We start from the raw sequence: 18,442 nt of genomic DNA, 5'->3' as shown, positions 1-18,442 counted from the left end.
CCCCGCCCCCGGGCCCGCGTGAGAGGCTGCGCCCATGAGCGCGCACGGACTGGACCCCGCCGACCTGGACCAGGACGGCCTGGCCGTCCGCCGGGAGGTGCTGGGCGCCGACCACGTCGCCGGGTCGCTGGCGCGGGCCGACGCGACGACCGCGGAGTTCCAGCAGCTGATCACCCGCTACGCCTGGAACGAGATCTGGACCCGGCCGGGCCTGGACCGCCGGATGCGCTCGGCGGTGACCCTCACCGCGCTGGTCGCGCACGGGCACTGGAACGAGTTCGAGATGCACGTCCGGGCCGCCCGCCGCAACGGGCTGACCGGCGAGGAGATCGTCGAGATCCTGTTGCAGACGGCGATCTACTGCGGCGTGCCCGCGGCGAACTCGGCCTTCGCGATCGCCCAGCGGGTGCTGGCCGAGCCGGCCCCGGCCGACTGACCGCGGCCGGCGCGCGGTCAGCTCGCGGCGAGCAGCGCCCGCAGGTGCGGCAGCAGCGCCCGCAGGGCCTGGCCGCGGTGCGAGACGGCGTCCTTCTCCCCGGCGCTCAGCTCCGCGGCGGAGCGCCCGGTGCCCTCCGGCTCGAAGATCGGGTCGTAGCCGAACCCGTTCGTCCCCCGCGGCTCGCGGAGCAGGACACCCCGCCACGTCCCGTGCACCACGGTCCGGCCGGGGGTGTCCCCGTCGGCGTCCGGCCGGACGGCGGCCGGGTCGGCCGCGGCCCCGGGGGTGATCAGCGCGGCGGCGCACACGTAGGCCGCGCCACGGCGCTCGTCCGGCACGTCCCGGGTCTGGCCGAGCAGCAGCTGCAGGTTCGCGTCGTCGTCGCCGTGGCGGCCGGACCAGCGCGCCGACAGGATGCCGGGCATCCCGTTCAGCGCGTCGACGGTGATGCCGGAGTCCTCGGCGACCGTGGGCAGCCCGGTCGCGAGCGCGGCGTCGCGGGCCTTCGCCAGCGCGTTCTCGGCGAACGTCGCCCCCGTCTCCGGGGCCTCCGGGAACTCGGGCACGTCGGCCAGGCCGACGATCTCGGCGCCGGTGAGCCCCGCGGCCTCGACGATCCGGCGCAGCTCGGTGAGCTTCTTCGCGTTCCGGCTGGCCAGCAGCAGCCGGTGGGTGGCGGCGCTCATCCGGCGTCGTCCGCGGTCGCGGCCCGCTCGGCGGCCAGCTTCGGGTGCGGGGCCGCCAGCGCCTCGGTCTGCATCCGGGCGAGGTCGGCGATCCCGGCGAGCGCCGAGTCCAGCATCGCGTCGAGGGTCCGGCGGGCGAACGTGGCGCCCTCGCCGGTGCCCTGCACCTCGATCAGCGTGCCCGTCTCGGTGGCGACGACGTTGGTGTCGACCTCGGCCCGCGAGTCCTCGGAGTAGGGCAGGTCGAGCCGCACCCGGCCGTCGACGACGCCGACCGAGACGGCGGCCACCTGGCAGGAGATCGGTTTGGGGTCCGACAGCTTGCCGTGCTCGCCGAGCCAGGTCACGGCGTCGCACAGCGCGACGTAGGCGCCGGTGATCGCGGCCGTGCGGGTGCCGCCGTCGGCCTGCAGGACGTCGCAGTCGATCGCGATGGTGTTCTCGCCGAGCGCCTTCAGGTCGAGGCAGACCCGCAGCGACCGGCCGATGAGCCGGGAGATCTCGTGGGTACGCCCGCCGACCCTGCCCTTGACCGACTCCCGGGAGGACCGGGTGTCGGTCGCCGACGGCAGCATCGCGTACTCCGCGGTGACCCAGCCGAGCCCGGATCCCTTGCGCCAGCGCGGGACCCCCTCGGTCACGCTGGCCGCGCACAGCACCTTCGTGTCGCCGAACTCGACCAGCACCGATCCGGCGGGGTGCTTCTGGTAGCCCCGCGTGATCGTCACCGGACGCAGCTCGTCGTCGGTCCGTCCGTCCGCTCTGCCCTCTGCTCGTGTCACCCGGCCATCGTAGGAACTCACACCTCGAGGACGGCGTCCGGGAAGGCTCGGTCGACCGGGCCGTCGAACGCGGCCTTCGCCTCGGCGGTGAGGGCGTCGGCGTCGTACCAGGCCGGGACGTGGGTGACGACGAGCCTGCGGGCCCCGGCCGCCGCGGCGTGCTCCCCCGCCTCCCGGCCGGACAGGTGCACACCGGGCGGGTTGCCGGCGCCGTGCGGCCAGCTGGCCTCGCAGAGGAACAGGTCGGCGTCGCGCGCGGCGTCGACGAGACCGGGGCAGGGTGCGGTGTCCCCGGAGTAGGCGAGCACCCGCCCGGCGTGCTCGACCCGGAACGCGAACGACGGGCAGGGGTGCACGACCGGGTACGCGGTCACGGTCACGGTGTCGCGGCCGGTGCCCACGGTGAAGCCCGCACCGGGCGCGAGGTCGTGGAAGCGGAAGACGTCGGTGAGGTCGGTGCCCGCGAGATCGTCCTCGGTGGTGGCGTGGGCGCGGGCGAACCGCGCGTGCGCCCCGCTCGGGGCGTGCACCGGCAGCGGCGCGGCTCGGGGGTCGAACGGCGGCCGGGGGTGGTAGCGGCGGTGGACGACGAGCGAGGCGAAGTCGGCGCAGTGATCGGGATGCAGGTGGCTGAACGCGGTCGCGCCCAGCGTCCACGGGTCGGCGTGCCGCTGCAGGGCACCGAGGGTGCCGTTGCCGAGGTCCAGCGTGAGCCGGGTGGCGCCGGCCTCCACGAGGTAGCCGGACGCCGGGGAGCCGGGGCCGGGGCCGCTGCCGGAACACCCGAGCACGATCAGCCGCATGCGCGACACTAACCCCGGCGGGCCGTCCGCCGCAGCCACCAGATCCCTGCGAACGGCAGGACCAGCGGGACGAACCCGTACCCGATGCCGAACAGGGACCAGACCGTCTCCTGCGGGAAGTCGCCGGGCACGATCAGCGTGATCGCGCCGACCACGAGCACGCCGGTCAGCTCGAACACGACCGCGCACCAGGCGAGCCGCCGGTACCCGGGGCCGGTCCCGGCCAGCCCGATCGTGGCGAGGACGTAGACGACACCGGCGACCGCGGACAGGCTGTAGGCCAGCGGGGCCTCGGCGAAGCGGTCCGCGATCTGGACCCCGGCCCGTGCCGTCGCGGCGACGGCGAAGATCCCGTAGACGGCGATCAGGATCCGGCCGGGACCGGTGGCGGTCGCGCGGGCCGGCTCAGGCACCGGGCACCCACAGACCCTGCAGCCGCAGCACCGCGACGAGGGTGCCGATCGCCCCGACGGCGATCACGGTGCCGCCCCAGCGGCTCGGCTCCGCGGTGGCGAACTGGAGCGAGATCGGCGGCACGCAGACGGCGACGGCGAGGTAGATGAGGAACGTCGTCCGTTCCGGGAGCGTCACGCCACCGACGAGCACCTGGTAGGCCGCGATCGCCGCCTGCACGACGATCAGCAGCGTGGCCAGCCCGACGGCGGCCTGGTGCACCCGGGTCGGCGGGCGGTTCAGCACCGTCGTGAGCAGGCCGAACAGGGCGGTCGCCGCCAGGACGACCATGATCACACCGACCATCGAACCGACCACGGCGCGGACGTTACCCGGGCCGACCGGCTCGCCCGGCGACCGGCCCACCCGGCCCGGACCCGCCGCCCGCGCCGTGCGCACCCGGGTGATCAGATCCTTGGCTGCGTCCGGTGCCGCAGGTGGCACCGGACGCAGCCGAACATCCGATCACGTCGGCGAGCAGTCTGGAGCCGCGGCACGTACGCCGAGGTGGCCGCGCGCCGGCGTCGGCGAGGTCAGGCCCCGACCGCACCCAGCCCGGCCCGGCCCACGACCGACCCGATCTCCGGGCCGAGGAAGCGCCGCCCCAGGCGCCGGAACGGCTCCGGGTCCCCGGTCGCGAGGAACCGGTGCGGCGCGGGCGGCGCGGTGTCGTCGCGCAGCAGGTCCTGCGAGTGCAGGGTGCGCACGAGGGTGCGGGCGGTCTCGTCGGCCGAGGACACCAGCGTCACGTCCGGGCCGAGCACGATCTCCAGCACCCCGCTCAGCAGCGGGTAGTGGGTACAGCCCAGCACGACGGTGTCCACCCCGGCCCGCTGCAGCGGCTCGAGGTACCCCTGCGCGACGCCGAGGACCTGCCGGCCGCTGGTCGTGCCGCGCTCGGCGAAGTCGACGAACCGGGGACACGCGACCGAGGTGATGCGGGCGTCGGGGGCGGCGTCGAAGGCGTCGGCGTAGGCACCGGAGGTGATCGTGGCCCGGGTCCCGATGACGCCGATCCGCCCGTTGCGGGTGGTCGCCACCGCCCGCCGCACGGCCGGCCGGACGACCTCGACGACCGGCACCGGGTACCGCTCCCGGAAGTCGGCCAGGCAGGCCGCCGAGGCCGAGTTGCAGGCGATGACCAGTGCCTTCACCCCGGACTCGACGAGCTCGTCGCCGATCGCGAGTGCGAGCCGCCGGATGTCGGCCAGCGAGCGGGGCCCGTACGGGCTGTGCGCGGTGTCGCCGACGTAGACGAGCTGCTCGGCGGGCAGCAGGTCGATCACCGAGCGGGCGACGGTCAGCCCGCCGACCCCGGAGTCGAAGATCCCGATCGGTGCGTCGATCCCCGCGCTGCTCACACCCCCAGGGTAGGTGCGCGCCGCCGGTCGGCCTTCGCCACCCAGGACGCGGCGACCACCCCGCCGACGGCCCCGAACAGGTGCCCCTGCCAGGACACCATCGGGTCGGACGGCAGCACGCCCCACAGCAGCGAGCCCCACACGACGAACAGCGCCACCGCGAGCAGGATCTGCCCGGCGTTGCGCGCGTAGAAGCCGCGGACCAGCAGGAACAGGAACCAGCCGAAGACGATCGTGGAAGCGCCGATCACCGGCGCCGGCGAGATGAGCCAGACGCCCAGTCCGCTGACCACCCAGATGGTCGCGGTCACGGCGAACCACTGCGCGATGCCGCCGGACATCGCGAGGAACCCGAACACCAGGAACGGGACGGTGTTCGCGATCAGGTGCGCCCAGTCGCTGTGGATGAGCGGTGCGGTGAGGATCCCGCTCAGCCCGGAGGTGTCCCGCGGGTAGATCGCTCCGGCCACCGTGACGAGGTCATCGGAGGCCGAGTCGATGATCTCGATCAGGTAGAGCGCGGCGGTGAAGACGAGCATGAGCACCGCGGCCCGGGCCGGGGCGGGCGGCAGCACGCGGGCGGGAGCCCGGCCGGGCAGGGGCGAGGTCATGGCACCGACGGTACCCGCGCCCGTGCCCGTTTCGCCGGGATCCGCGGGCGCTCAGGCCCAGAGGTGACCGTCGATGCCCTGTGCGGCCGAACCGAGGTCGCCCGAGTAGGCGCCGGTCGAGAGGTACTTCCAGCCGCCGTCGCAGATGATCATCACGACGTCGGCGCGCTCCCCGGCGTCGAACGCCTTGTTCGCGACGCCGAGCGCGGCGTGCAGGATCGCCCCCGACGAGATGCCGGCGAAGATCCCCTCGGACTCGACGAGCTGGCGGGTGCGGCGCAGCGCGTCGTAGGAACCGACGGAGAACCGCCCGGTCAGCACGGTCTCGTCGTACAGCTCGGGGACGAAGCCCTCGGACAGGTTGCGCAGGCCGTAGACGAGCTCGCCGTAGCGGGGCTCGGCCGCGACGACCTGCACGCCGGGCTTGTGCTCACGCAGGTAGCGCCCGGCCCCGACCAGGGTGCCGGTGGTCCCGAGCCCGGCCACGAAGTGGGTGATCTGCGGCAGGTCGCGCAGGATCTCCGGGCCGGTGCCGCGGTAGTGCGCGTCGGTGTTCGCCGGGTTGCCGTACTGGTAGAGCATGACCCAGTCGGTGTGCTCGGCGGCGAGCTGTTTCGCGACGGCGACGGCCTGGTTCGAGCCACCGGCCGCCGGCGAGGAGATGATCTGCGCGCCGTACATCGCGAGCAGCTGGCGCCGCTCCTCCGAGGTGTTCTCGGGCATCACGCAGACCAGCTGGTAGCCCTTGAGCCGGGCGGCCATCGCCAGCGAGATCCCGGTGTTGCCCGAGGTGGGCTCCAGGATCGTGCACCCCGGCGTGAGCAGCCCCTGCTTCTCCGCGTCGGTGATCATGGCCAGCGCGGGCCGGTCCTTGATCGAGCCGGTGGGGTTGCGGTCCTCCAGCTTCGCCCACAGTCGGACGTCCTCCGACGGCGACAGCGCGGGCAGCCCGACGAGCGGGGTGTCGCCGACGGCGTCCAGCAGCGAGTCGTAACGCACGGGTCTCCCCTTCGCGCTCCGGGACGGGTCCCGCCCCGGAGCCGGTGGATCGAGCGGTCAGCGTCCGCCGGCGACGGCCGGGAGGATGGTCAGCGTCGAGCTGTCCGACACCGGGGCCTGCAGGCCACCGGCGAAGCGGACGTCCTCGTCGTCGACGTAGATGTTGACGAACCGGTGCAGCTTGCCGTCGGTGATCAGGCGGTCCTTGATGCCGCTGTGGCGCGACTCCAGGTCGTCGATGACGGCGGCGACGGTGTCACCCTTGGCCTCGACGGCCTTCTCGCCGCCGGTGTGGGTGCGCAGGATGGTGGGGACGGAGACGGAGACGGCCATCTGAGCTGATCACTCCTGGTTCGTTGCGGGTGGCTGGGCAGCGGGTACTGCTGCACGCGGCAACGTGGCCGGAGTACGGCGACATTCCCGCGGACCGCCTGCGCGGGATGCGCCGACGGTGGATCAGGTCCGGTCGGGGACGTCGTCGGAGCCGGTGTGGGAGAACATGTAGGACTCGACGACGACCAGGTCGTCCTCGACGATCGCGCCGCCGGCCAGGTGGTAGGACCGCACCTCGGGCTCGCCGTCGGCGGTGGCCAGGCCGACGATCAGCCAGTGCTGGTCGGGGGTCCACTCCATCTGCGCGACGTCCTTGACCGACGGGTACGCCTCGGGCAGCCCGGTGTCGGTCAGCGGCCGGCGCGGGACCCGGGTGTGCGAGTGGACGACGAGCATCCGCCGCTCACCGCGGGCGTCGAGGTCGCGCTCCAGCGCGATGTCCTCGGCCGGGGCGAACGCGAAGTCGCTGGCCACCTCGTCGGCGTTGGTCATCGGGACGTACCGCTCGGCGTGCGCGCCGGTCTCCGGGCCCACGAGCTGCCCGCACGCCTCGACCGGGAAGTCCCGGCGGGCGTGCGCGACGATCTCGTCGACCAGATCGGAGCGGATGGCGAGCACACGGCGAGGATACGGGGCCGCCCGGTGCGGACGCACTCCGTTCGGACCCGGCTCACAACGTTCATCCACCGGCAATGCCCGATTGTGACCTGCACCACGGGACACCCGGGCGATCCGGGCCGATACTGCCGACGTGCCCGCCTCCACCCGCCGTGTCGCGTTCGTCCTGGCCGCCGTGCTCGCCGTGGCCCTGGTGGCCGGGGTCGCCGTGTGGGCGGCCGGGTCCCCGGGCGGGCCCGGCGCGGGTTCCTCGACGGTCCGGCTGATCACGTTCAACGACCTGCACGGCAACCTGGAACCGCCGAGCGGGTCCTCGGCCGAGGTGAGCACCGACGACGGCGCCGAGGTCGAGGCGGGCGGTGCCGCCTACCTCGCGGCGCACGTGAACCGGTTGCGCGGCGAGCAGCCGGACTCGGTGCTGCTCTCGACCGGGGACAACATCGGGGCCTCCCCGCTGGCCTCGGCCCTGTTCCGGGACGAGCCGACGGTCGAGCTGCTCGACCGGATGGGTGTGGCCGCCTCGGTGGCCGGCAACCACGAGTTCGACGAGGGCATCGACGAGCTGCGCCGGATCGTCGATGGTGGCTGCCACCCGGCCGACGGCTGCCGCTTCGACCCCGCCTACGACGGCGCGTCGTTCCCGGTGCTGGCCGCGAACGTCACCGGGGCCGACGGCCGGCCGGCGCTGCCCGCGACGCAGGTCGTCGAGGCCGGTGGGACCCGGATCGGCGTCATCGGCGCGACGCTGAGCGAGCTGGGCGATCTCGTCTCCCCGGACGGGATCCGCGGGCTCACGGCCGGCGACGAGGTCGCGGCGGTCGACGCGGCGTCGCGGGAGCTGACCGCACAGGGCGTCCGGGCCCAGGTCCTGCTGCTGCACCAGGGCGACGAGACGGGCCCGACCTCCGGCGCGGACGCCGGCCCGTCGGCCTGCCCGGTGGAGCCCGGCGGGCCGGGGTCGCGGATCGCCGCGGCCGTCTCCCCGGACGTCGACGCCGTGTTCTCCGCCCACACCCACCAGCAGTACGTCTGTTCCGCCACCGACCCCGCCGGGGCACCGCGGCCGTTCGTGCAGGGTCTGTCGTTCGGGCGGCTGCTGTCGGTGCTCGACCTCGCGATCACCGGGGACGGCGACGTCGACCGCGCCGCCACCACCGCCCGGAACGAGGTCGTGACCCGCGACGTCGCGCCCGACCCGGCCGCGCAGGAGATCGTCGACCGGGCCGTCGCGGAGTCGGCCCCGCTGGCCGGGCGCCCGGTCGGCAGCCTCGCCGGCCCGCTCCCCCGGGCCGCCGCACCGTCCGGGTTGTCCCCGCTCGGCACGGTGATCGCCGACGCCCAGCTCGCCGCGTCCCGCGGGGACGGCGCCCAGCTCGCGCTGACCAACCCCGGCGGCGTCCGCGCCGACCTGATCCCGGGGCCCGGCGGGCAGGTGACCTACGGGCAGGCCTACACCGTGCAGCCGTTCGGCAACGTCCTGCAGACGATGACCCTGACCGGGGCGCAGCTGCGGGCGGTGCTCGACCAGCAGTTCACCGTCGAGGACGGCCCGACGGTGCTGCAGACGTCGTCGAACGTCCGGTACGCGGTGACCGGCGACCGGGTCGGCGGGATCGAGGTCGACGGCACCCCGGTCACCGACGACGGCCGCTACCGGGTCGCCGTCAACAACTTCCTGTCCGCCGGGGGGGACGGCTTCGACGCCTTCGCCGCCGGGACCGAGCTGGTCGGCGGTCCGGTGGACCTGGACGCGTTCGTCGCCTACCTGCAGGCGACGCCGGGACTCACACCGCCGCCGACCGACCGGATCGACCGCGGCTGAACCGGGCTCAGCCCTGCACACGCACCCGGACCAGGGAGTCCTGCACGTAGGTCAGCCAGTGGTAGACGCCGAGGTGCCGGGCCCGCGGATCGTCCTCGGGCAGCTGCTCGGGCATGTCCTCGCTCACGTCGAGGGCCGTGCCCAGCGCCAGCCGGACGTCGTTCAGCGCGGCCAGCCAGGCGTCGGCCTGCTCCGGGGTCAGCTCGAGGCGCCCGCCGGACTCCGGCAGCGTGTCCAGCACGGTCTCGGCCGCCTGGTCCTTGGCCTCGATCAGCGCGGGCTCGTGCAGCGAGCGCAGGCCCCCGGCGAGGTCGGAGTCCTCGCTGGTGAAGTCGGGCAGCAGCCGGGCGAGCACCCGGTCGGTGGGCCGGCTGGTGGGGCCGGTGCGGATGCCGGTCAGGGTGGCCAGCTCGTCCTCCGGGGCCAGCGCGGCCCGGCCGGCGAGCATCTGCCGGACCTCCGTGAACAGCCCGCGCAGCACCGCGGCCTCCTCGCCGGAGAACCCCGAGGTGTAGCGGAGCCGCGCGCCGCGCCCGCTGCGCTTCCAGCCGTTCATGCGCGCTGCATGGTGGCCCAGAGGCCGGCCGCGTGCAGCTGGGCGACGTGCCCCTCGACCGTCTCCTTGTCCCCGGAGGACACGGCGGCCCGGCCCTTGTGGTGCACGTCGAGCATCAGGGCCGTCGCCTTCGCCTCGGGGTAGCTGAAGACCTTCTGCAGCACGTAGGTCACGTACGACATGAGGTTGACCGGGTCGTTCCACACGATCGCCTGCCACGGGGTCTCCGGGGCGGTGTCCTCGTCGGTGTCCGGCGACACCTGCTCGATGGGTGACGGCGACGGGGCGGTCATGGCGACCATGGTGACACAGGCGCCCGTAGGCTCCCGCCATGACCGGTTCGGCCCCGGGGGGCACAGAGACCACCAGTGAGTCCGGCACGGCGCTCCTGACCGACCGCTACGAGCTGACGATGGTGGCGGCCGCGCTCGCCGACGGCACCGCGGACCGGCGGTGCGTCTTCGAGCTGTTCGCCCGCCGGCTGCCGGACGGGCGCCGCTACGGCGTCGTCGCCGGTACCGGGCGGCTGCTGCAGGCGCTGGAGCGGTTCCGGTTCGGCGCCGCGGACCTGGCCGCGCTGGACGGGGTCGTCGACGCGGCCACCCTGGACTGGCTGCGGGACTACCGCTTCACCGGCGACGTCGACGGCTATCCCGAGGGCGAGCTGTACTTCCCCGGCTCCCCGGTGCTGACCGTCACCGGCAGCTTCGCCGACGCCGTCGTCCTGGAGACCCTGGCGCTGTCGATCTTCAACCACGACTGCGCGATCGCCTCGGCCGCGGCCCGGATGGTGACCGCGGCGGCCGGGCGCCCGCTGATCGAGATGGGGTCGCGGCGCACCCACGAGGAGGCCGCCGTCGCCGCCGCGCGCTCGGCCTACCTGGCCGGGTTCACGACGACGTCGAACCTCGCCGCCGGCGCCCGCTTCGGCATCCCGACGGCCGGGACCGCCGCGCACGCCTGGGTGCTGCTGCACGACGACGAGCCGTCCGCGTTCGCGAGCCAGGTCGCCGCCCTGGGGACCGGGACCACGCTGCTCGTCGACACCTACGACATCCGGGCCGGGATCGCGAACGCCGTCGCCGCCGCCGGGACCGGCCTGGGCGCGATCCGGATCGACTCCGGAGACCTCGGCGAGCTGGCCCGCCAGGCCCGCGACCAGCTGGACGCGCTCGGCGCGACCGGGACCCGGATCGTGCTCTCCGGCGATCTCGACGAGTACGCCATCGCCTCGCTGCGCGCCGAGCCGGTCGACTCCTACGGCGTCGGCACCTCGGTCGCGACCGGCTCCGGCGCCCCGACCGCCGGCATGGTCTACAAGCTTGTCGAGGTCGACGGGCGGCCGGTGAGCAAGCGGTCGAGCGCCAAGGAGTCCCGCGGCGGGCGGAAGTCGGCGGTGCGCCGGTTCAAGCCGACCGGGACGGCGGTCGAGGAGGTCGTGCACCCGCACGACGAGGCGCCGCGGCTGGGCCCGCACGACCGGACGCTGCCGGTCCCGCTCGTCCGGGCCGGGTCGGTCGTCGCGGCGCCCGAGCACACCGGCCTGGAGGCCGCCCGGGACCGGCTGCGCACCGCGCTGGTCGCCGTCCCCTGGGAGGGGCTGAAGCTCTCCCGCGGGGAGCCCGCGATCCCGACCACGTTCCGCACCCCCGGATCGGAGAGCTGAGATGGCCAGGGCGCTGATCGTCGTCGACGTGCAGAACGACTTCTGCGAGGGCGGATCGCTCGCCGTCACCGGCGGGGCCGCCGTCGCCGCCGGGATCGGGGCGCTCGCGACCGGTGGCGGGTACGACCACGTCGTCGCCACCCGGGACGTGCACGTCGATCCCGGGCCGCACTTCTCCGGCACCCCGGACTTCGTCGACTCGTGGCCGCCGCACTGCCGGGCCGGGACGCCCGGGGCGTCGTTCCATCCCGCGCTGGACGTCGCGCCGATCGAGTGCGTCTTCGACAAGGGCGCCTACACCAGCGCCTACTCCGGGTTCGAGGGCGCGAGCGACAACGAGTCCGGTACGCCGCTCGCGGACTGGCTGGACGCGCGCGGGGTCACCGCGGTCGACGTCGTCGGGCTCGCGACCGACCACTGCGTGCTGGCCACCGCGCTGGACGCGGCCCGGCTCGGGCTGACGACCGCGGTCCTGCTCGGGCACTGTGCCGGGGTCGCGGCGGGGACGACGGAGCGGGCGCTGGCGGAGCTGCGCGCGGCCGGGGTGCGGATCGACGGGGAGCGCCCCGGCGGGTGAGCCCGCGGTACCCCGGCCGCTGCGTGCGACCGGTCAGTCGCCGCGGTGGGCCGCCCCGGCCCGCTCGCCCGGATCCGGCTCGTCGTCACCGGACCGGTCGCCGGCCCCGTCGCCGGGTCCGGCCCGGCCGCCGTCCGGTGTGCCGGGTGCGGTCCCGTCCGTTCCCGCGGGGGCCGGCGGGTCCCCGTCGTCGCGGCCGAAGGTCCCGACCTTCACGTAGAAGTCGTCGCCGTGGCGGTCGGTGGCCCAGTCCACCGCCTGCTCGATGACCTCGGTCCCCTTGATGCTCCGCAGGATGATCCGGTCGCGGCGCAGGTCCCGGTGCAGGGCCAGGCACAGCAGCACCATGATCACGACGAACGGTGCGGCGACCAGGATGGTCAGGTCCTGGATGCCACCGAGCGCGTCCTCCCCGCCGGTGGCCAGCATCAGCACGGCGACCGCGCCCATCGCGGCGCCCCACACGACCACCACCCAGCGGCTCGGCTCGATGGTGCCGCGCTGGGACAGCGTGCCCATGACGATCGACGCGGCGTCGGCGCCGGAGACGAAGAAGATCGCCACCAGGGCCATGACGAGCAGCCCGGTGAAGGTCGCCCACGGGTAGGCGGCCAGCATCTGGAACAGCTGGACGTCGGAGTCGTCGGAGAACTCGGTGACGCCGTCCTGCACCTGGGTGATCGCGGTCCCGCCGAAGACGCAGAACCACACCAGCGAGACCAGGCTCGGCGCGAGGATGACGCCGCCGACGAACTCCCGGATGGTGCGGCCCCGGGAGATCCGGGCCAGGAACATCCCGACGAACGGCGTCCAGGAGATCCACCAGGCCCAGTAGAAGACCGTCCAGCTCGACAGCCAGTCCAGCATCGGCTCCCCGCCGACCGCCTCGGTGCGCGCCACCATCTCGAAGAACTGGGAGAAATAGGCCCCGATCGTCGTCGGGAGGAGGTCCAGGATCAGCACCGTCGGGCCGACCACGAACACGAACACCGCCAGCGCGGCGGCGAGCACCATGTTGGTGTTGGACAGCCACTGGATGCCGCGGGCGACGCCGGAGACCGCCGAGAGGACGAACGCGGCGGTGAGCACGACGATGACGGCGGCGAGGACGGGGGCGCCGACCTGGCCGTCGACCCAGCCGACGGTCTGCATGCCGCCGCCGATCTGGTAGGCGCCGAAGCCGAGTGAGGCGGCGGAGCCGAACAGGGTGGCGAAGATGGCGAGGATGTCGATGGTCCTGCCGACGCCGCCCTCGGCGGCGCGCCTGCCGATGAGCGGGACGAAGGCCTGGCTGATGAGCTGGCGGCGGCCCTTGCGGAAGGTGGAGTAGGCGATGGCGAGGCCGACGACGGCGTAGATCGCCCACGGGTGCAGGGTCCAGTGGAACAGCGAGGTCGCCATCGACACCTGCAGCGCCTCGGTCGTCCCCGGGGCCGCCGACCCGGGCGGCGGCGAGGTGAAGAAGGTGAGCGGTTCGTTCACGCCGAAGAACATGAGCCCGATGCCCATGCCGGCGGAGAACATCATCGCGATCCAGGAGACCGTGCGGAACTCCGGCTCCTCGTCGTCGGCGCCGAGCCTGATCCGGCCGTACCTGCTGAACGCGAGGAACAGCGCGAACACGACGAAGCCGGTCGCGGCGAGGATGAAGCCCCAGCCCCCGCCGCGCATCAGGCCGCCGATCAGCGTGCTCGCCGCGCCACCGAGGCCCGCCGGGTCGGCGATCCCCCACGCCACGAACAGCAGGGCGAGCCCGATGCCCACCCCGAAGACCGTCCAGTCGGTGCGGAACCTGTGCGCCGGAGGCTCGGTACCCGGCCCGGAATCGACTTCTGCCATGACGTGGCCACCTCTGTTCGGAACTCGTGGTGCGGGCCCGACCTGCTCCTCGTCAGATACTCGATTAATATATCTAGGCACGTTATGGTGTCCACGGAACGCCGGTCAACCCGGTGACCTCGAAGGACCTCCCACCGACACCCGACGACAGCGGAGTCGCCACCGTGTCCGATCCCGTACCGGGCCGGCCGCTACCACGGCACTGCGCGCCGCCGGGATCGCCCCTTGACAGCGACCCCGCCCGCGCGCTCCCATCGTGGTGCGCATGGAGAAATCAGTTGCTGTCGACGCAACGCCGATCCGCTGCGCCACCGGTGCGTCCCGTGACGCACGACCACTCCCCTCCGCCCCGGGCCCGAGCCGAATGCACTCCACTTCTGCACGAGGAGCACTGCCATGACCACCGGTGAGCTGTCCCCCGCCCACGAGGCCCAGACCCTTCCGGAGAGCCTGCGAGAGACCCTCGCCGGGCGCTACTACACCGACCGGGACATCTTCCGGGCCGAGCAGGACGAGATCTTCCACAAGAACTGGTTCTGCTCCGTGCTGGCCGCCGACCTGGAGCGGCCCGGACGGTTCGAGACCGTGCAGATCGGCCGGGAGAGCGTGATCGTCACCCGCGGCCGGGACGGGAAGGTCAACGCGTTCCTCAACGTGTGCCGGCACCGGGGTGCCCGGCTGTGCACCGAGGAGTCCGGCGAGGTCCGGCGCTCGTTCCAGTGTCCGTACCACGCCTGGACCTACGGGCTCGACGGCAAGCTGGTCGCGGCGCCGAACCTGACGGCGATGCCGGACATCGACAAGGTCTCCTACGGGCTGCACCGCGTGCACGTGCGGGAGTGGCTGGGCTACGTCTGGCTGTGCCTGGCCGACCGGCCGCCGTCGTTCGACGAGACCGTGATCGGTGACGTGACCACCCGGCTCGGCTCGCCGGACGCGATCGTCGAGTACGGGGTCGAGAACCTGCGGCTCGGCCGGCGCATCTCCTACGACGTGAAGGCGAACTGGAAGCAGATCGTCGAGAACTTCATGGAGTGCTACCACTGCGCGACGATCCATCCCGAGCTCACCGAGGTGCTCCCGGAGTTCGCCGACGGGCTGGCCGCGCAGTACTTCGTCGGGCACGGCGCGGAGTTCGGCGAGCAGGTGCAGGGCTTCACCGTCGACGGCTCGGCGGGCCTGGCACCGATCCCGGGCGTCACCGCGGACCAGGACCGCCGGTACTACGCGATCACCGTCCGGCCGCAGGTGTTCATCAACCTGGTGCCCGACCACGTCGTCTTCCACCGGATGTTCCCGCTGTCCCCGGAGCGCACCCTGGTGCTGTGCGACTGGCTGTACCTGCCGGAGGTCGTGGACTCGGGGGCCGACATCGACAAGTCGGTGGAGCTGTTCCACCGGGTCAACCAGCAGGACTTCGACGCCTGCGAGCGCTGCCAGCTGGCGATGGACTCGCGCTCGTACGACAGGGGCGGTGTACTCGTGCCGAGCGAGCACCACATCGGCGAGTTCCACGACTGGGTCCGCGAGCGCGTCGGCTGAGACCGCCCGCACACCGAACGCCCCGCCCGTCCCGGGCGGGGCGTTCGCACGTCGTCCCCGGCCGCGCACCCCTCCCCCGGACGTACTCATGGAGCTTCGGCCCGGTGTGACGAGGCTGAAGCTCCATGAGTACGACGAGGGCGGGTCCCCGAGCCGGCGCGGAGTGGGCGGGACGGGTCAGCGGAAGACGACGGTGCTCGACCCGGAGAGCTGGACGCGGCGTTCGCAGTGCCAGCGGACCGCCCGGGACAGGGCCAGCGCCTCGGCGTCCCGGCCGACCATCTGCAGCGCCGCCGGGTCGTAGCCGTGGTCGATCCGGATCACCTCCTGCTCGATGATCGGGCCCTCGTCGAGGTCCGGCGTGACGTAGTGCGCGGTCGCGCCGACCAGCTTCACGCCGCGGTCGTAGGCCTGGTGGTAGGGCCGGGCGCCCTTGAAGCCGGGCAGGAACGAGTGGTGGATGTTGATCGCGCGCCCGTGCAGGGCCTTGCAGGTCTCGTCGGAGAGCACCTGCATGTAGCGGGCCAGCACGACCAGCTCGGCGTCGAACTCGTCGACGGCGCGCAGCAGCGCGGCCTCGGCCTCCGGCTTGGTCTCCGGCGTGACCGGGACGTGCACGAACGGCAGCCCGGCCGCCTCCGCCATCGGGCGCATGTCGGTGTGGTTGGACACCACGGCCACGATGTCCGCGCCGAGGCTGCCCGCCCGCCAGCGGAAGATCAGGTCGTTGAGGCAGTGCCCGAGCCTGGACACCATCACCAGGATCCGGGCGGGGGCACCGTCGGAGAACGTGAAGTCCATGCCGAACTCGGCCGCGACCGGCTCGAAGGCCCGCGCGACGACGTCGAGGTCGATGTCCGGCGCACCCTCGGCGACGGTCACCCGGGTGCGCAGGAGCACCCGGCCCCGGACCGGGTCGTCGAACTGCTGGTACTCGGAGATGTCGCAGCCGTACTCGAACAGGAAGGCACTGACGGCGCGCACGATCCCGGTGCGGTTCGGGCAGTTCAGGGACAGGATGAACGATCGGGTCACGGCGTCTCCTCGGGCTTCCGCGTCCTCCGGGTGTGGCCGTCGGCACGGCCACACCCAGAGATACTGCATTGATATATCAACTGTCGTCAAGAGCTGGCCCGTGGTGCGGGCACTGGTAGGTCGGTATGCCGGGTTACCATGCGGTAGTGAGTGCACTTCCCGACGACGGCGAGCCGGAGTTCGCGTCCCTGGCCGACAAGGCCTACACGGTGATCCGGGACCGGCTGATCATGCTGGACATCCCGCCGATGACCGCGATCGACGACGTGGCGCTCGCGAAGTCGCTGGAGGTCGGCCGTACGCCGGTCCGCGAGGCGCTCAAGCGGCTCGAGATCGACCGGCTGGTCGTCTCCTACCCGCGCCGCGGCACGTTCGCGACCGGCGTCGACATCACCGACCTCGCCTACATCTCCGAGATCCGGGTCCAGCTCGAACCGCTCGCCGCCCGCCGGGCCGCGGACTCCGCCCCGGCCGCGGTGCTGGCCGATCTCGTCGCGCTGGCCGACACGATCGACGACATCGACGTCCGCACGCTGGACCGGGACACCCTGATGCGCTGGGACCTGCACGTGCACCGGGCGGTGTACACCGCGGCGGCCAACCCGCACCTCGAGGACACCCTGATCCGCTACGACAACCTCGCGACCCGGATCTTCTGCCTGTTCCTGGACCGGATGGTGCACTTCGACCAGCACGTCGGCGAGCACTCCGGGCTGCTGCGCGCCATCGGCGAGCGCCGCGCCGACGAGGCCGAGCAGCGCGCCAGGGACCACGTGATCGGCTTCGAGAAGGCGATCCGCGCGGTCGTCTAACGCGGTCCGGGGCTCGCGCGGGCGGACCGCACGGTCTGCTCGAGCAGCAGCGCCGTCGTCACCGGGCCGACGCCGCCGGGCACCGGGCTGATCGCCCCGGCCCGGGACGCGGCGTCCTCGACGTCGACGTCACCGACCAGGCGGCCGTCCGGCGCGGTGTTCGTGCCCACGTCGACCACGATCGCCCCCGGCGCGACGTGCTCGGCCCGGACCAGGCCGATCCGCCCGACCGCCACGACCAGGACGTCGGCGTGCCGGGTGTGCTCGGCGAGGTCCTTGGTGTGCCGGTGGCAGATCGACACCGTCGCGTCCCGGTGCAGCAGCAGCTGCGCGACCGGCTTCCCGACCACCAGCGACCGCCCGACGACGACCGCGCTGCGCCCCGCGAGGGCGATCCCGTGGTGGTCGAGCAGCTCCAGCACCGCGGCGGCGGTCGCCGGCGGATGGGCCGGGAGTCCCGCGGCGAGCCGCCCGGCCGAGAGCGGGTTCGCGCCGTCGACGTCCTTCTCCGGGGCGATCAGCGCGGCCAGCTCCTCGGCCCGTACCCCGTCCGGCAGCGGGGTCTGCAGGACGATCCCGTGCACGGTGTCGTCGGCGCTGAGCCGGGTGAGCGTGCCGGTGAGGGTCGCGGCGTCGGCGTCCGCACCGAGGTCGACCACGTCGCACGCGATGCCGAGCCGCCCGGCCGCGCCGGACAGCGAGCGGACGTACCAGGCGGCGCCGTCGTCGTCGGTGGCGACGACGACGGCGAGCCGTGGCGGCACGCCGCGCCCGGTCAGCTCGGCCGCGCCGGCCGCCGTCCGGTCCCGGATCCGGCGGGCGAGCCCGGTCCCGTCCAGGACGGCGGCCCGCTCCGTGCCGGCGGTGGTCGTGTCGTTCATCGGCGGATCTGCTCCCGGACCTCGGCGGTGATCTTGTCCGCGCGGACCAGCAGGTCGTCGACGCCGTCGACGGCCTCGGACAGCTCCATCCGGGCGAGCGGGTCGGTGATGCCGGCCAGGTTGACCTCGACGTTGAGCCGGGCCGTCCCGGCCGCCGCCCTGGCCGCGTCGGCGGCCGCCCCGACGTCGGTGACCACGTTCGGGTTGCCGACCGGGCGCAGTCGTTCGGCCAGGTCGAGCACCTGCCCGGCGGCCCGGACCACCCGGGCCGGGATCCGGCCCGCCTCCACCAGCGCCTCCCCGACGGCGGCCGAGCGCGCGGCCGCCGCGGCGTCGGTGTCGCGGGGCAGCGCGTAGGCGGCGGTCACCGCGGTGAAGGCCCTGGCGTCGTCCTCGGCCAGGCCCATGCCGACGACGCGGAGCTCGTCGGCGCGGTTGCGGACGGACCCGATGAGGTCCGCGTGCGCGGCGTACCGCTCGCCGTCGCTGTAGCGGGCGACCATGCCGAGCAGGGCGGCGGCCTGCGCGAGGTGCAGTCCGGCGACGGCACCGCCGCCGGGGGCCGGGACCCGGGCGGCCAGGTCCCAGAGGTAGCGGTCGAGCGTGTCGGAGCGCATGGGGTGTCCT

The 18,442-nt window shown here is 73.7% G+C and carries 22 protein-coding genes; 6 read left to right on the top strand and 16 right to left on the bottom strand.

Translation table 11 applies throughout. The annotated features are described in order from the left end of the window. Positions 1-34 precede the first annotated feature (34 nt). Positions 35-436, top strand: coding sequence for a carboxymuconolactone decarboxylase family protein (locus AFB00_RS18205; protein ID WP_068798241.1), 402 nt, complete (start codon positions 35-37; stop codon positions 434-436). A 17-nt stretch (positions 437-453) separates the two neighbouring features. Here the strand turns inward: AFB00_RS18205 and AFB00_RS18200 are convergent, their stop codons facing one another. The 10 genes from AFB00_RS18200 to AFB00_RS18155 all read right to left on the bottom strand — a co-directional run bounded on the left by AFB00_RS18200 (position 454) and on the right by AFB00_RS18155 (position 7,085). Next, the gene (locus AFB00_RS18200; RefSeq protein WP_068798240.1) at positions 454-1,125 is read right to left on the bottom strand and encodes a non-canonical purine NTP pyrophosphatase; all 672 of its coding nucleotides are present in this window, start codon (positions 1,123-1,125) and stop codon (positions 454-456) included. Next, a complete protein-coding gene (rph, locus tag AFB00_RS18195) occupies positions 1,122-1,907 on the bottom strand; it encodes a ribonuclease PH (RefSeq protein ID WP_068798239.1) in 786 nt (261 codons plus the stop codon). Before rph ends, AFB00_RS18200 begins: the two co-directional genes overlap by 4 nt. 17 nt (positions 1,908-1,924) lie before the next feature. Continuing rightward, complete coding sequence (locus AFB00_RS18190; RefSeq protein ID WP_068800418.1) at positions 1,925-2,710, bottom strand: MBL fold metallo-hydrolase; 786 nt, start codon at positions 2,708-2,710, stop codon at positions 1,925-1,927. 8 nt (positions 2,711-2,718) lie between these two features. Continuing rightward, complete coding sequence (locus tag AFB00_RS18185) at positions 2,719-3,123, bottom strand: hypothetical protein (RefSeq protein WP_068798238.1); 405 nt, start codon at positions 3,121-3,123, stop codon at positions 2,719-2,721. Next, positions 3,116-3,481 (bottom strand): hypothetical protein, encoded by a 366-nt coding sequence (locus tag AFB00_RS18180; protein ID WP_068800419.1) that lies wholly within the window; start codon positions 3,479-3,481, stop codon positions 3,116-3,118. The genes AFB00_RS18185 and AFB00_RS18180 overlap by 8 nt, the downstream gene beginning before the upstream one ends. A gap of 215 nt (positions 3,482-3,696) precedes the next feature. Continuing rightward, positions 3,697-4,524: a glutamate racemase gene (gene murI, locus AFB00_RS18175; RefSeq protein WP_156819618.1), complete on the bottom strand. Its 828-nt coding sequence runs from the start codon at positions 4,522-4,524 to the stop codon at positions 3,697-3,699. Further along, the gene (locus AFB00_RS18170; protein ID WP_068798237.1) at positions 4,521-5,135 is read right to left on the bottom strand and encodes a rhomboid family intramembrane serine protease; all 615 of its coding nucleotides are present in this window, start codon (positions 5,133-5,135) and stop codon (positions 4,521-4,523) included. The genes murI and AFB00_RS18170 overlap by 4 nt, the downstream gene beginning before the upstream one ends. A gap of 51 nt (positions 5,136-5,186) precedes the next feature. Beyond that, positions 5,187-6,134: a PLP-dependent cysteine synthase family protein gene (locus AFB00_RS18165; protein ID WP_068798236.1), complete on the bottom strand. Its 948-nt coding sequence runs from the start codon at positions 6,132-6,134 to the stop codon at positions 5,187-5,189. Between the two features lie 57 nt (positions 6,135-6,191). Further along, positions 6,192-6,467, bottom strand: coding sequence for a MoaD/ThiS family protein (locus tag AFB00_RS18160; protein WP_068798235.1), 276 nt, complete (start codon positions 6,465-6,467; stop codon positions 6,192-6,194). A gap of 123 nt (positions 6,468-6,590) precedes the next feature. Continuing rightward, complete coding sequence (locus AFB00_RS18155) at positions 6,591-7,085, bottom strand: Mov34/MPN/PAD-1 family protein (RefSeq protein WP_068798234.1); 495 nt, start codon at positions 7,083-7,085, stop codon at positions 6,591-6,593. A gap of 133 nt (positions 7,086-7,218) precedes the next feature. On the opposite strand from AFB00_RS18155, the gene AFB00_RS18150 reads away from it, so the two are divergent. Further along, complete coding sequence (locus AFB00_RS18150; RefSeq protein ID WP_083275620.1) at positions 7,219-8,907, top strand: bifunctional metallophosphatase/5'-nucleotidase; 1,689 nt, start codon at positions 7,219-7,221, stop codon at positions 8,905-8,907. 7 nt (positions 8,908-8,914) lie between these two features. Here AFB00_RS18150 and AFB00_RS18145 read toward each other — a convergent pair whose 3' ends face one another. Then, positions 8,915-9,463, bottom strand: coding sequence for a DUF2017 domain-containing protein (locus AFB00_RS18145; protein WP_068798233.1), 549 nt, complete (start codon positions 9,461-9,463; stop codon positions 8,915-8,917). Beyond that, positions 9,460-9,756, bottom strand: coding sequence for an ATP-dependent Clp protease adapter ClpS (clpS, locus tag AFB00_RS18140; protein ID WP_068800415.1), 297 nt, complete (start codon positions 9,754-9,756; stop codon positions 9,460-9,462). Before clpS ends, AFB00_RS18145 begins: the two co-directional genes overlap by 4 nt. Positions 9,757-9,794: 38 nt before the next feature. Here clpS and AFB00_RS18135 point away from each other — a divergent pair, with 38 nt between their 5' ends. Together AFB00_RS18135 and AFB00_RS18130 are read left to right on the top strand one after the other, a co-directional pair. Continuing rightward, entirely contained in the window at positions 9,795-11,129 is a 1,335-nt protein-coding gene (locus AFB00_RS18135; protein ID WP_068798232.1) for a nicotinate phosphoribosyltransferase, read from the top strand. A 1-nt stretch (position 11,130) separates the two neighbouring features. Beyond that, the gene (locus AFB00_RS18130) at positions 11,131-11,706 is read left to right on the top strand and encodes an isochorismatase family protein (RefSeq protein ID WP_068798231.1); all 576 of its coding nucleotides are present in this window, start codon (positions 11,131-11,133) and stop codon (positions 11,704-11,706) included. A gap of 33 nt (positions 11,707-11,739) precedes the next feature. Here AFB00_RS18130 and AFB00_RS18125 read toward each other — a convergent pair whose 3' ends face one another. Further along, positions 11,740-13,545, bottom strand: coding sequence for a BCCT family transporter (locus tag AFB00_RS18125; protein ID WP_083275618.1), 1,806 nt, complete (start codon positions 13,543-13,545; stop codon positions 11,740-11,742). Positions 13,546-13,941: 396 nt separating this feature from the next. On the opposite strand from AFB00_RS18125, the gene AFB00_RS18120 reads away from it, so the two are divergent. Next, positions 13,942-15,087, top strand: a complete 1,146-nt coding sequence (locus AFB00_RS18120) for an aromatic ring-hydroxylating oxygenase subunit alpha (RefSeq protein ID WP_068798229.1) — start codon at positions 13,942-13,944, stop codon at positions 15,085-15,087. A 177-nt stretch (positions 15,088-15,264) separates the two neighbouring features. Here AFB00_RS18120 and purU read toward each other — a convergent pair whose 3' ends face one another. Next, positions 15,265-16,122 (bottom strand): formyltetrahydrofolate deformylase, encoded by an 858-nt coding sequence (purU, locus tag AFB00_RS18115; protein WP_068798228.1) that lies wholly within the window; start codon positions 16,120-16,122, stop codon positions 15,265-15,267. A gap of 146 nt (positions 16,123-16,268) precedes the next feature. Here purU and AFB00_RS18110 point away from each other — a divergent pair, with 146 nt between their 5' ends. After that, positions 16,269-16,934 carry a GntR family transcriptional regulator gene (locus AFB00_RS18110; RefSeq protein ID WP_231973970.1) on the top strand — a complete coding sequence of 222 codons (666 nt, stop codon included), beginning with the start codon at positions 16,269-16,271 and terminating at the stop codon, positions 16,932-16,934. On the opposite strand, the gene AFB00_RS18105 is transcribed toward AFB00_RS18110, so the two are convergent. Then, a complete protein-coding gene (locus tag AFB00_RS18105; protein WP_068798226.1) occupies positions 16,931-17,815 on the bottom strand; it encodes a bifunctional 5,10-methylenetetrahydrofolate dehydrogenase/5,10-methenyltetrahydrofolate cyclohydrolase in 885 nt (294 codons plus the stop codon). The genes AFB00_RS18110 and AFB00_RS18105 overlap by 4 nt on opposite strands. Continuing rightward, positions 17,812-18,432: a cyclodeaminase/cyclohydrolase family protein gene (locus tag AFB00_RS18100; RefSeq protein ID WP_068798225.1), complete on the bottom strand. Its 621-nt coding sequence runs from the start codon at positions 18,430-18,432 to the stop codon at positions 17,812-17,814. The genes AFB00_RS18105 and AFB00_RS18100 overlap by 4 nt, the downstream gene beginning before the upstream one ends. Positions 18,433-18,442 lie beyond the last annotated feature (10 nt).

It is taken from the genome of Pseudonocardia sp. HH130630-07, from assembly GCF_001698125.1.
Lineage (GTDB): Bacteria > Actinomycetota > Actinomycetes > Mycobacteriales > Pseudonocardiaceae > Pseudonocardia.
The sequence above is the reverse complement of the archived record's forward strand: the minus strand, read 5'-3'. Positions and strand labels throughout refer to the sequence as shown.